Consider the following 13,927-nt stretch of genomic DNA (forward strand, 5'->3'; position numbering starts at 1 on the left):
ACTTCCTTCTTCGTTATTATGCAGATAAATATGCTAGTAATTCATCTAATTCTTGATTTGATAAGCCGCTTTCTTCAAATTCACCCGCAGAGCGCACCTCATCTACACTTGCTTGTTCCAAAAATGTTAGAATTGTTTCTAAATTCTCTCCATACTCTTTTACCGAGTCTGAAACTTCGTCCTGCTCATATAAAGCTTTATTGTAAATTGCAGAAACCGTGAGTTTTCCTTCTATAATGGTTAAATTGAACGTTAAGCCAATATTTAAATCAACCTGATCAGAAATATCATATGTTTCATTTTTACGTTTAATTTTAAATAGCCCATCCGATTCAACTTTCATTTCTCCCATATAGTTGAATGCCAGACTTGGCTTCTCATCATAGGTGAATCTGATCTCTTCCTTGATTTCTGCTGACGAAAGATATTTTAATATGCCATAAGAGAAACCATTATTAGGCACTTTAAGCAAAGTATCTTTCACTTCCCTCAACATTAAGTGTACGTCTTTAGTATCCTTTACCGAAAAGACTACTGGGAAAAGGGTCGTGAACCAGCCAATAGTGTTTGCTACGATTAATTCCGTTTTGTCTGTTTCTCTTCCATGACCTTCCATCATTACAATTAAATCTTCAATATTCTTTTTCTTAAAGGTCATCACAAATGCTGCAAGTAAAATATCTTGAACTTTCGTATTATATTTTGTATGAATATCTGAAAGTAATTTCTGAGTAATCTCACTTGAAAAAATCTCAGATCTTTCGGCTGTACTAAACGATTTAGCTAAAGCTAGTTTCGACTGCATTGATTTGACTTTTTCCTCTACAAAAGTCCAGTGAGAGATATCTTCTTTTAATACTGTTTTATGGTCTATATCTGTCCAATGATTACTCCAGTTCAACATAGAATCACTATTCATCAACTCATAAACTGATCCGTTCAATTTAGCAGAATATAACTCTGTAAAATCTCTCAATAATATTCGTAGTGATAATCCATCTGCAATTAAATGATGGACTGCCACTATCAAATAGTCATTCGCAGATGCTTTTAATAAAGAAACTGCAAGCAACTTGTTTTCCTTTAAGGAAATTTTCTGCTGGTTTTGATAATCCACATATTTCAATTTAGTTTCTAGTAAGTTCGCTTTTACACTATGTTCTTCAATAACAAAATTATTTTCATTTTTTGGCAAATATTCAGCTACTATGCCTTGTTCAGTTTTTCTAAACTTCGTTCTTAGTTCCTGGTGGTGGGCAATGATTTCTGCAAAACATTCTTCCACTAGTTGTTTATTTAGTGCCACAGCCGATTCAATGATCATTGATTGATGGAAGTTTTCATCATTCAAGTCATTTTTGCTAAAGTAGAACTTTTGTATTGGTGTAAGCGGAAAAGCTTTTGTTTCATCATAATATTTTTTAATGAATTCTTTTTTTATCTGTTTGGCGTTAGGTGCTAGCGAACGAACATCTGTATGATCCATAATTTGAGTAACTGACACTTCAATCTTTGCTTTTCTAAGAATAGAAACCAGTTGAATCGCTTTGATTGAGTCGCCTCCGTTATAAAAGAAATTATCAGTAACACCAAAATCTGGTTTACTCAAGATTTTTCTGTATGCTGACAATAGAAGTTCTTCCATAACTGTTTCAGCTTCTTCAGATTTTGAATCCATCACGTAGCCTTGCTCAAATATATTATCTAAGGCAGCAACATCGATTTTTCCATTTCTCGTCATCGGAAAGTCAGGAACATTTATCAACTTTGGCATCATGTAGTATGGCAAATGATTTTTCAATTCTTTTTCAATCTCTTTCAAATCAGCTGCTCCAATAACAAAACCACGAAGTTCCCCAACACCATTTAGTTGTTTCCCCAGATGAACATGAGCTGCTTCAACTTGCTCAACAGACAATAAAACATTTTCTATCTCCTGAAGTTCAATCCTAAAACCATTTAATTTTATTTGATGATCCTTTCGTCCCTTATAGATCAATTCACCATCTGCTCTATAAACTGCATGATCTCCGGTTCGATACATCATCCCTTCGTGAAATGGATTTTTAATAAATTTTTCTGCCGTCAGTTCCTCTTTGCCAATATAGCCTTTTCCAACGCTGTGCCCACCGATACATAGTTCTCCTTCATAACCGATTGGTAAAAGATTATTATGTGTATCAACAACATATACTTTAGAAAATGCTGCCGGTACGCCAATCGTAATGTCCCTTTCATCTACTATTTCTTTACCAGAACAGTAAACGGATGTTTCTGAAGGCCCATAAAAATTAAACAATCTAGCGTTTGTACGCGTCAGTACCTTCTTAGATGTTGAAAATTGAAGATTTTCTCCTCCGCATAAAATAACTTTCAGTTGCTCCATATATTCAGGGTAGTCATCGATCAGAGAATCCAATCTTGTCGGTGTAATGATTGTAGCTTCAACATTCTCACGACTGATTAGTGTTGCAATTGAATAGTTATTAATTCTCTCTTCTTCAGTTGGTAAGACAAAAGTTGCTTCCATTGCTAAACTAACAAAGAAATCTAAAACAAACATATCAAACGTTACAGCTGCAACTGTTAGATAGACTGAATTACTCAAATCAAATTGCTTCATTAAAAAATCACTCATGTTAACGGCTGAATTACTTTTTAGTTTGACTCCTTTAGGATTTCCTGTTGTCCCTGACGTGTATATGACATACGAAAGATCTTCACTCGTTCTACTAACTAGATAAGATTCATCAGTACTTTTCAATTTATCTAGATTGGACGGTAAGCATAATGTTAATACATCTGTTTCCACAATTTCAGTTTCACTTTCTGTAATAATCAGTGAGCACTGCGAATCGTTAATAATATATTTTTTACGGTTCTCAGGAAGACTAGGATCAATCAGTAAAAGTCCAGCACCCGATTTCACAACAGCTAACATTGCAGTATACAATACCGATGATCTTGGTAATAAAATCCCTACAATATCATTGTTACCGATTCCTTTTTTAGTAATTTCTTTTGCATAATAGTTCGAAATACCATCTACCTGTTCAAACGAAAGACTTTCACCAGCACAAACAACAGCTTTTTTCTTAGGATATTTTTTTAATTTATCTGCAATATATGTGCCTAGTTCCCTTTGATCCTCCAGCGTATTTTTATAAGTGTTATTAAAATTTTCCTTGATTTGTTTAATTTCTGCTGTAGATAAAATAGCAATATCTTGGATTCTCTTCCCTAACTGTTCATTCACAGAGACTAGCGTATTTTTATATAATTCAATAAATGCTGTCATTTTACTTTCTTCAAATAACGCTTTGTCGTAGTTCAACTTCAGATAAACGTCTTCTCCTGACTCCAAAACTTCCATTGTCAAATCAAATTTAGCGAACTCCAGTTCTTTTTGAATGCTGTCAAATAGAACTTGAGTACCGTCCTGCAATACCGTGGTATTATCCTCTTTAAAACTTTGGTAAATGAACATGTAATCAAATAATGGATTTCTATCATTTGAATGTGGCAATTCCAAATCAGTAATCAGTTTATCTAACGGATAGTTTTGATTCTTCAACAACTCTAAAGTACTTGTTTTGATTTCAGAAAAATAGGTTGCAATTTCTTTATTTCGATCTGTATTTGAAAGGAAAGGAAGTGTATTTACAAACATACCAATAGACTCTTCAAATTCAGGTTCGGTTCGCCCAGAAGCTATGGTTCCCGTAATTATTTTTTCTGTCCCTGTAAGTCTTGAGAGTAACAGATGAAATACTCCTTGAGTATACATGGATGCTGTTATTTTCAGTTCTTTACACGAATTTTTTATTTTTTCGGCTGTATTTTTATCCATCAATTGGTAAATTGTTTTTCCGAGATACTTGCGTTTTTGAGGACGAGGATGATCTTTAGTTATTTCTTCACGTACTTCTATCAGACTCGTTTTTTCTTTCCAATATTCCTTCATCTCTTTATAATCGGCCGCTGTTTCTGCATCAATAAATTCCTGATAGGATGCTACTACTTTTTCTTTGGTCGTTCCTTGGTCGTATTGCTTTAATACTTCCTTCAAGAAAATCTGTTGAGAAATACCGTCAAAGATAATATGATGAACGTTTAGTAACAATGTTGCCTGATCATCTTCATGTCGAAACAATTTGAAATCATGCAGTGGATATTGATCCGGTTTAAATTTAGGACATTGCAGCTCAAATGTTTGGATCAACTCTTTTTTGGTCTTGATTTTTTCAATCAACGCTATTGGTTTAAACGTTACTGGTTTCTTTTTTAAGCCCTGATCAGTCATTTCATATTTTATCGAAAATATTTCATACTTAGACAACACTTGATTGATCGCTTGTTCTAACCTATAAACATTTAATCTTCCCTTAAACTGAATAGTTGTTGTAATATTATACAGCCCTTCAGGCGATCCCATACTCGCTGAAAAAATCCTTTTCTCGGCATTTGATACTGAGAGAGTCTCTAACTGGTCCTTACTTGGAGCTCCTACAACACGATCTGTTCCTTGGTCAATTGTAGAAATAAATACGTCCAAGTTTTCACTTTGAAAAAGGTCTTCAATTGTTGCCTTATAATCATTCTGTTTTAAACAGTTTATCAATTTTGCAGCTTTTAATGAGTCGCCTCCTAATTCAAAAAAGTTGTCCATCAGATTGGTAACATGGATATGAAGAATCTTCGATAGTTCCCTCAAAACTTTTTTCTGTAGCAACGTTTCAGGTAACTTGATCTCTTCACTATCATTTTTAAGTGTATTTTGTTTTCTTTCTAACAATTTTTTACGATCATATTTCCCATTCAGAGTTAGAGGAATGGTGTTGATTGGGATAAAATGATAAGGGAGCATATAAACAGGAATCACTTCCTGCAATGCTTTACGAAATCCTCTGACCGTGAAATCTACATGATTTTCAGAAACAAAAAATGCCAATAACTCATCATTACCCTCTTGATCTTCTTCCACGAGTACAACTGCATCTAAAATACCTTCTAACTTCATTAGTGCTGCTTCTACCTCTGAAAGTTCTACTCTAAATCCTTTTAATTGGACTTGACTATCTTTCCTACCAGAATAGATTATTTCTCCAGCACTATTTTTTCTCCCTAAGTCTCCTGAGCAGTACCTACGATCACCAGTAACTGGGTCAATAATAAATTTTTCTCGACTCATTTCAGGATTGTTCATGTAGCCTTGTGCCACACCATACCCACTAACAATGATTTCTCCAATCTCTCCATTTGGTACCGTTCTGCTAGTCTCACTATCGATAAGATCAAATTCTAACCCAGGCAAAGGCTTGCCAATGTTTGAATCATTCGTACTGATTTCACACCCCGTAATCTCTTTATATGTGCCGTGTACAGTGATTTCAGTAATTCCATACATATTAATCAATTTGACGTTAGGATGTTTTTCATGGAATGAAGCTAATTTTTTCGGCTTTAATCCTTCTCCACCAAAAATAACATAGCGCAAATTTGTTAGCTTTCCTTCTAAAACATTCAACGCTTCATCAACCGTATAAAAGGAAGAAGGAACTTGATTAAATACTGTTATTTCGTGTTTTTTCAACAATTCAACTGTTTTCAACGGATCTCTTACATCGTTAGTTTCAACGATAACGCCACAAGCACCATATAACAATGCCCCATATATTTCCCATACAGAGAAATCGAAACAAAACGAATGAAATAAGCTCCATTTATCTTTTTTATTAAACGAAAACAAATCAGCAGTGCTTTTCATCAATCCAATCACGTTGCCTTGAGTAACCATTACTCCTTTAGGATTCCCTGTTGTTCCTGATGTATAAATAATATAGGCCAAGCTCTCTTGTCCAGCTGTTTGCTGTACATTCTCAGTCTCATTTGATAATTTCCCATAATAATCAATTACCTGGATCTTTTCTAATGATGGGTGAATCTTGTGTGCATCACTGGAAATAAGTAAGTCGATTTGACTATTTTCTATAATGTAATCAATTCGCTCTTTAGGGTAAGTCACATCAATAGGTACATATGCCAAGCCTGCTTTCATGATCCCTAACATAGCTACAACAGCATCAATACTTTTATCCATAAATATTCCAACTACTCCAGCTTCAACCATACTCTTTTCTTGTTCAATAATTGTATGAGCAATCTGATTTGCTTTCTCGTTCAGCTCTTCATAAGTTATCGATTCATTACTACTTTCCAATGCGATATCGAGCGGCTCTCTCTCTACACTTTTCTCAAATATTTCTGAAATTGTATTTAATTTCTGCATAGTACTTTTAATTGACGTTTTCATCTTAACTTCTCCTTAACAATTAAATTCTTTACGAATGTATTTCTTGAAATAATTTACAGTATTCTATTGATTCATTAAACAAAAAGAAATGATCTCCATTTAATTCAATAAACATTGGATCAGATTCAACATAATCTTTCCATCCAGAAACGTTTTCTCCATTGATTGCATCCAACTTTCCACTTAAAACTGTAACTGGCACATTTATTTTTGGATAGTCTTTTATTTTATACTGATCGAAGATACGAATATCATTTTTTATAATCGGTAAAAAGTACTCTTTAAATTCTGGAATTGTCAAAACATCAGTAGACATTCCACCTAAACTTGCTAATTGTTCCACTAGGCATTGATCGTTTTCAAGATCATATTTTTTCTGTATCAATTGATTTGGGGGTAATGTTCCAGAAAATATTACATGTCCTGGTAAGTTATCTCCATTTTCAACTAAACTTTGATAACACTCATAAGCAACCAGACTCCCCATACTATGTCCGAGTATCATGTACTCTTGATCATCTTGACATTTTTCCTTAATAAAAGCAGCTGCTTCCATACCAGCCTCACCAATGGACTGATAATGTCCTTCTGTTTGGCGATTATTTCTCCCTTTATACATGTAGGGAATGACATCGATCCCAATTTTTGCAAGCTTATCTTTCATTGGATAAAATACGTGTCCATCTCCACCTGCATATGCAAATGAGAATAATTTCAACATTTTCATGCCTCCCTTTACAATTCAATTATTCTAAAAGCCTATTTCGCTTTCTATGTATAGACGATGGGACAGAAGTGGTTACCCCCGAGGACCAAGTCCTTCAATTCTTAGTGTCTTTGACACTTAGAAATTGATAAGATTGGAACACAGCGTAGTAGATACTGTGCAACATCAACTTATACTTCGTTGTGTTTTACAGCAATTTCAGCTTATTTCCAAAGGGGTTACTTCTTTCTGATCCCACCGTTTATTCGGATTCCAAGTGATTGGGTTGTAACTCGTAGAGCTATGTCCCAATCACTTCTCTATCCCTCACTTATCGGATTATGATTACGCTTAAATATTAGATAATTTGCATAACATTAGTGAAAATAGCAGCTACACCAAGTAATACAGCAAGAATCCACCATTGATTATTTTTTTTCTTTAAATAAATACCGGCAAGCACTAAAATGATGCCAAAAATTGCACTTGCAATCGATCCAAAAAAGACTAATTGTGAACCCATACCACTTTCAATACTACTTAAAAATTTTTCATTCATTCTCGTTTCCTCCTAAATTAATTACTGTTAAAGTACAATATCTTCTGATAACATTTTTTTAATAGCTGTAAATGCTAAGACAATACCAATAATTCCCATAGTAATTGATACTGGTATCATTGTAATAATTCCTGCACCATCTTGGCCACCTGAACTAATAGTCAAACTTACGATTAAAATCGAACTAACAACTGTTGCTACAGTTGATTTATTCAACATTCCTACATACATTGGTAACATTCCTAACAGGATTGAAGTAACTGTTGTTAGAAGTGTAACGCCAATTTCTGATAGGCTAATACTATAATCAATTAAAGGTAGCACTTTATCTAAACCAAAGAAAAATATATTTTGGAATACTTGAGAGGCAACCATTGAAATAAAGATCATTGAACAAACAATCAAAAGTTTACTAATAATCGCTTTTTTCCTATCTAGTGGATATGAAAACAAGATAAGTACTGTCTTACTTCTAAACTCTTCAATAATCAAATTTGCAATCAAAACTGATTCCCAAACAATAAAAACTGATTTGACCAATGTATCAATAATTGTTACTGTTGTGATTGGAGGAACCTCTCCATCTGATAATGCAGTTAAAAATGACGTCATTAACACTAAAAGTGTAATCCCCACATTTGCAATCAACACATGTTGAATATATTTCTTCACATCAACTTTTTTTAATTCAATTCTTACCAATTCTTTTATACTCATAATATTTGCTTCACTCCTATTGATTGCCTTCTATTAACCAGACAAAATTTTTCATTCTATTTTATTGATCCTTTATGCTACCTTTGATGAATGTAGGATGTTAATAAAATGCTCTTCCAAATTGAAATTATCCTTTTGAAATACTTCTTTTGGTATTTCTTCAAGTAAACTGCCATCGTTGATAATACCAACTGTATCCGCAATTTTTTCTACTTCATTGATGATATGACTACTAATGATAATGGTCACATTTCTCTCTTTATTCACTTCTACCAAAATATTTCGAATATCCACGATACCTTCTGGATCAATACCATTGATTGGTTCATCTAAAATTAATAATTCTGGCTGACAAAGTAATGCACGTCCAATCGCCAAACGTTGCTTCATTCCAAGAGAAAGTTCTTTAATAAATTTTTCTTCAATTCCAGTTAAGCCAACAAGTTTTAGTATCTTAGGAATATCCTCTTTATACTCCCCACCTAAATAATCACAATGAATATTTAAGTTCTGTTCCACGGTTAAATTTTGATAAAATACCGGCGTTTCAATCAAACTGCCAATTTTTGATAAGTAACTAGTATCATCTGCAGCAATTGGTTTTTCCATGATCTCCATTGTTCCAGAGGTAGGTTTTAATAATCCAAGCATAATTTTCATCAACGTTGTTTTACCTGCTCCATTTGCCCCTAATAGACCATAAATTTTTCCTGGTTCAACATTCAAATTAATATTGCTAAGAATCTCCTTGTCTCCAAATCTTTTTGTTAAATTATTACTCTGTATAATAAATTCCATAATGTTGCTCCTTTACTATTTTTATATAACACACCAGATAACGATGTATTTTCACTAATTGTCTTTCGTGCAATAACTATTCAGGTCAATTTCTTCTTTTTTTGAAGCTATCGACTAATTGAAATTATTTCTGTAATATCTTGGGGAAATAACGTTTTTTTCTGATTTTTATTTAAAAGACGATAACCAATGTTCTTATCCTTCAAATAATCAATAAGTTTTGGGATAAGTGTTGATTTATTATTGTCTTTTTTTTGATTGACAACAATAACAAGTTTTTCAATCTCACTATCGGCCATAAAATCTGCAGCTTCTCTGATTTCAATCTTCATACTCTCTTTTCTTTTTAAAAAGAAAAGTCGATCTCTGTTGTAAATAAAAAACTCTTCTGCTATTTCTTCAGCAGAAACAAGCTCAAACATTTCACAAAAAAAACTATCCCAATCATCTGATTTACTGATATCGGCTAAAAAATCAATATCAATTGTTTCTAAAAGTTTGCATTGTTGAAGGTATTTATCCATATTATTCCCTCCTTATGATCTAATCCTCCGATTTTAAAATATCTGGTTTAGTTGGTTCGTAAATGCCTCCCACACAGAAATTCGTTAAAGCTGCTTCACCTAATAAAACACATAAAGTAACAACTAACGTCATTAATTTTCCTTTTGTCATATAAAATTTCTTCAACATTTTTGATTCCTCCAAAATATTTTTTCTAATGGTAGAGCTAATACTACTGCAATATTTATTCCACTTATACCAATAATTTGATTAGTTCCTTTAAAAAAAATGAGCATTGCAATAGCTAGAATTATGTAAATAATTATTGCTCTTTTTTTATAATCTGATTGTTGCTTTTTATTTTCTACTTGATTCTTCTTAGTATTTGCAGGAGCTCTAAAAAAAAGAATGATTACACCTACAAGGCATATCGATATTACCAGAAGAAAATCCATTTTTAACTCTATCATTCGAATCAGCCAGGGAAATATGCTGAAACAAATCACTCCACTCAATCCGCAGTTAAAACTAGACTTAGCATGAAAACCTCGACTATAATTACGAACTATACAAAATGAAATATGACAAAGCAATGTTTCAAAAACAGTTCCTAATAAAAAAGATGAAAGATAAATAAGTATAAATTTTACTAGAGTAATCAGTGCCATGGAAAGTCCATAAAAAATCTTAGCTTCTTCCATCTCTGTTAATTTTACTTGTTGCTTTAAATAGTTCGTCAGCTTTAATGAGAACTGTTCTTCCATTGATAATCTATTTTCCATTTGTTTATTACCTCCTCTACAAATACTATTATAGGTGGGAATCTCCTCTGAAATACAAAACTTCATAAGTCCGTTCTTTCCTAACAAAAGTGTCAAAAAAGAGAGAGGGGATCTACACTTTTGATATCAAAAGTGTAGATTCCCTCTCTCTAACAGTAATAAAAGCACACTTCTTACTATAGAAGTGTGCTCAATGTACATAATTCTATTTAATCATTTAACTAGCTACTATTTTTCTATTTCCTGCACATTCAACATTTCCATTAATCCTTTCAAGTACCTTACAGAAGCATAGCAAGTCTCGCCATCCTTCATTTTAATTTCTCTAAATTTTGGAATAACTTCTTCGATATTCATCGTATTGACAACATAGGATTGATGACATCGATAAAATTTTGGATTTAAAGCCGCCATTTCTTTGATTTTCCCATAAAATTCAATTTGTCGATTATCTAAATGAATGATTAATCTATGTGGAGTGCTAGAGGATTCAATAAATTGAACTTCCGATACGTCCAGTTTAATCTGAGAATCACCACTTTTGATAACAATAGACTCAGTAGAACCACCTTTGATATTTAAATATCGTTCAACTGCAATATCAATACATTCCGTTACTTTATTTTGAAGCTGCATCTTATCTTCTTTAGCAAGATATTCCATTGCTTCTACTTTATATAAGAAAGTAAGGTACGCTAGTTCAGCATGAGTTGTTATAAATACGATTTTGGCATTGGGATCTAGTTTTCTTATCTCTGCTCCTAACGTTATTCCATTCATATCGGTATTCAAATCAACATCTAAAAAATAAAGCCCTGTATCACTTTCTTCGTTAGTAGAAACATACTCCAACAGCTTTGCCGGATCTTCAGTGTCCAGCCCAAAGACAACATCATAGTCCTGCATATATATGTAATTTTTGATCATTGTAACGAGATTCTCACGTTGTTTTACGTCGTCTTCGCACACAAATACTTTTAGCATCCCTTACTCTCCTATAGACAAAATTTGTGAAAATATTCCTTGCTCGATTTTTGTTTCTAATACTATACTCTTTTCCTTTGCAATCATTTGTTCTAGATTACTCAATCCCATACCACGATTATCACCTTTAGTGGAGAAGCCTTCTTGTTTTAACTTAAACAGTTTAGGAATGTCTTCCGAGCAAGTATTTGCGGTAACAATCATGATTTTTTCCTCACTCTTGAATACTGCAACACGAACAAAGCCATCTTTCATCTTTGCTGCTGCTTCAATCGCATTATCTAAAATAATTCCTAAAGAACGAATTAGCATAATGGTATCTGTATTAATTTCCTCTATCATTTCATTTACTTCTATTTCTGTGTTGATTCCCATTTCTTGAGATACAGTCAATTTACTGGCCAGTAAACTTTTCACTTCGCTGGCATTTATCCGACTTAATTGAGATAACTTGAAATTATTCTTTTCCATCACCTGAGAAGCCTTTTTTATTTTAGAATAAAAATAAGTGTTCAGTCCCTTAATATCCTCAGCGGTGATATAGTCTTCTAGTGATAACAAAATGTTTTGATAATCATGACGAAAACGTCGCATTTCAGTATAGTTTGTTTCTAACTTATCAGTGTATTCTTTTAAATAGTACAATTCTTTTTGTTTTTCTTTTGCTGCAATTTCCTTTTGAAAAGAATACATCAGTATTAAAAATACTAATGCGGAAATTAGACCATAGCCTATAATGAAAAAGGAATTCGCTTGATCCATCGAAGTTTTATGACCTGCAAATCGTTCAATCGCAATGATGATAAAGTAGGTCATAAAGGTTAGCATTGCAAAAATTGCTCCTGACCATCTCATTTTTTCTGTAATATTGAACTTCATCGAAATATTAGAATAGATATATTTAATTCCTACTGCAGATAAAAAATAAGCTATTGATCCAGTTGTAACATATAGCAATATTCCCATATCCATAATATCGAAAAAATTGTATATCAAACTTTCAATAATGTAGCTAACAAATATATAAAGAAGAATTGACAATGAGGGTAATAAAATAGCTATGTTAAGTTTTTTTGTAAAGTAAAAAACTAGGAAAACTGCACTCAACCAAACAAAACCAGTTGCGAATAAATTAATCCAACCATAGAGGAATGAACAAATAACTGATAGTGTAACGGATAATATCAGATATTTATTTCTGTTTTTTATATTCCCAAATATAGATATTACTAAAAATATAAAAATATCTTGAAGAAAAATGTATTGAAGCTGATTACTAGTAATAAAATTTATAAGCACTTATTTACCCCTTACTTAATTTTCTATAGACAAAATTTGTGAAAATATACCCTTCTCGATTTTTGTTTCTAATACTATACTCTTTTCCTTTGCAATCATTTGTTCTAGATTACTCAATCCCATACCACGATTATCACCTTTAGTGGAGAAGCCTTCTTGTTTTAACTTAAACAGTTTAGGAATGTCTTCCGAGCAAGTATTTGCGGTAACAATCATGATTTTTTCCTCACTCTTGAATACTGCAACACGAACAAAGCCATCTTTCATCTTTGCTGCTGCCTCAATTGCATTATCTAAGATAATTCCTAAAGAACGAATTAGCATAATGGTATCTGTATTAATTTCCTCTATCATTTCATTTACTTCTATTTCTGTGTTGATTCCCATTTCTTGAGATACAGTCAATTTGCTGGCCAGTAAACTTTTCACTTCGCTGGCATTTATCCGACTTAATTGAGATAACTTGAAATTATTCTTTTCCATCACCTGAGAAGCCTTTTTTATTTTAGAATAAAAATAAGTGTTCAGTCCCTTAAGATCCTCAGCGGTGATATAGTCTTCTAGTGATAACAAAATATTTTGATAATCATGACGAAAACGTCGCATCTCAGTATAGTTTGTTTCTAATTTATCAGTGTATTCTTTCAAATAGTACAATTCTTTTTGTTTTTCTTTAGCTGCATACTCTTTTTGAAATGAATACATCAGTATTAAAAATACTGATGCAGAAATCAAACCATATCCAATAATGAAAAAGGCATTTGCCTGATCCATCGATGTTTCATGTCCCGCAAATCGTTCAATCGCAATGATGATAAAGTAAGTCATAAAAGTTAGCATTGCAAAAATTGCTCCCGACCATTCCATTTTTTCTGTAATAGTAAACTTTCTTGACAAATTAGAAAAAACATATTTGATTCCTACAGCAACCAAAATATATGCTATGGATCCAATCATAAAGTCTAGCCAAATACTTATATTACTAAAATTCACAAAAGTTGACATCAAAACACCTATAAAATAACTCACTAATATATAGAGCAATATGGACATAGAAGACAAAAAAATGGATAGATGGACTTTTTTTGTAAGATAAAAAACTAAGAAAACTGCAAATAGCCAAACAAACGCTGTCGCAATTAAATTAATCCACCAGTATATTAATGAACAAATGACTGCTAGAATAACTGAGAGTATCAGATATCTTTTACTTTTTTTTATGCTTCCAAATATGTATATTACCAAAAAAATAAAAATGTCTTGAA

General features: G+C 32.5%; 11 protein-coding genes. All 11 read right to left on the reverse strand.

All coding sequences use genetic code 11. The features are described 5' to 3' along the window. Positions 1 to 16: 16 nt before the first annotated feature. The 11 genes from AC4BBR_RS10570 to AC4BBR_RS10620 all read right to left on the reverse strand — a co-directional run bounded on the left by AC4BBR_RS10570 (position 17) and on the right by AC4BBR_RS10620 (position 13,667). Positions 17 to 6,313 carry an amino acid adenylation domain-containing protein gene (locus AC4BBR_RS10570; RefSeq protein WP_490459507.1) on the reverse strand — a complete coding sequence of 2,099 codons (6,297 nt, stop codon included), beginning with the start codon at positions 6,311 to 6,313 and terminating at the stop codon, positions 17 to 19. Positions 6,314 to 6,341: 28 nt separating this feature from the next. Then, the gene (locus AC4BBR_RS10575; RefSeq protein WP_490459508.1) at positions 6,342 to 7,034 is read right to left on the reverse strand and encodes a thioesterase II family protein; all 693 of its coding nucleotides are present in this window, start codon (positions 7,032 to 7,034) and stop codon (positions 6,342 to 6,344) included. A gap of 343 nt (positions 7,035 to 7,377) precedes the next feature. Then, positions 7,378 to 7,578, reverse strand: coding sequence for a hypothetical protein (locus AC4BBR_RS10580; RefSeq protein WP_490459509.1), 201 nt, complete (start codon positions 7,576 to 7,578; stop codon positions 7,378 to 7,380). Positions 7,579 to 7,605: 27 nt separating this feature from the next. Continuing rightward, entirely contained in the window at positions 7,606 to 8,295 is a 690-nt protein-coding gene (locus tag AC4BBR_RS10585; RefSeq protein WP_490459510.1) for a hypothetical protein, read from the reverse strand. Positions 8,296 to 8,367: 72 nt separating this feature from the next. After that, on the reverse strand, positions 8,368 to 9,093 hold the full coding sequence (locus AC4BBR_RS10590; RefSeq protein WP_490459511.1) for an ABC transporter ATP-binding protein: 726 nt from the start codon (positions 9,091 to 9,093) through the stop codon (positions 8,368 to 8,370). 107 nt (positions 9,094 to 9,200) lie between these two features. Beyond that, positions 9,201 to 9,617 (reverse strand): hypothetical protein, encoded by a 417-nt coding sequence (locus AC4BBR_RS10595; RefSeq protein ID WP_490459512.1) that lies wholly within the window; start codon positions 9,615 to 9,617, stop codon positions 9,201 to 9,203. Positions 9,618 to 9,636: 19 nt separating this feature from the next. Continuing rightward, the gene (locus AC4BBR_RS10600; RefSeq protein ID WP_490459513.1) at positions 9,637 to 9,786 is read right to left on the reverse strand and encodes a hypothetical protein; all 150 of its coding nucleotides are present in this window, start codon (positions 9,784 to 9,786) and stop codon (positions 9,637 to 9,639) included. Next, a complete protein-coding gene (locus AC4BBR_RS10605; protein ID WP_490459514.1) occupies positions 9,780 to 10,379 on the reverse strand; it encodes an accessory gene regulator B family protein in 600 nt (199 codons plus the stop codon). The genes AC4BBR_RS10600 and AC4BBR_RS10605 overlap by 7 nt, the downstream gene beginning before the upstream one ends. A 228-nt stretch (positions 10,380 to 10,607) precedes the next feature. Continuing rightward, a complete protein-coding gene (locus AC4BBR_RS10610) occupies positions 10,608 to 11,363 on the reverse strand; it encodes a LytR/AlgR family response regulator transcription factor (protein WP_490459515.1) in 756 nt (251 codons plus the stop codon). Positions 11,364 to 11,366: 3 nt separating this feature from the next. Beyond that, entirely contained in the window at positions 11,367 to 12,329 is a 963-nt protein-coding gene (locus tag AC4BBR_RS10615) for a sensor histidine kinase (RefSeq protein WP_490459516.1), read from the reverse strand. Between the two features lie 348 nt (positions 12,330 to 12,677). Then, a complete protein-coding gene (locus AC4BBR_RS10620; protein WP_490459517.1) occupies positions 12,678 to 13,667 on the reverse strand; it encodes a sensor histidine kinase in 990 nt (329 codons plus the stop codon). Positions 13,668 to 13,927 lie beyond the last annotated feature (260 nt).

This window comes from Enterococcus sp. AMC1251 (assembly GCF_058216535.1).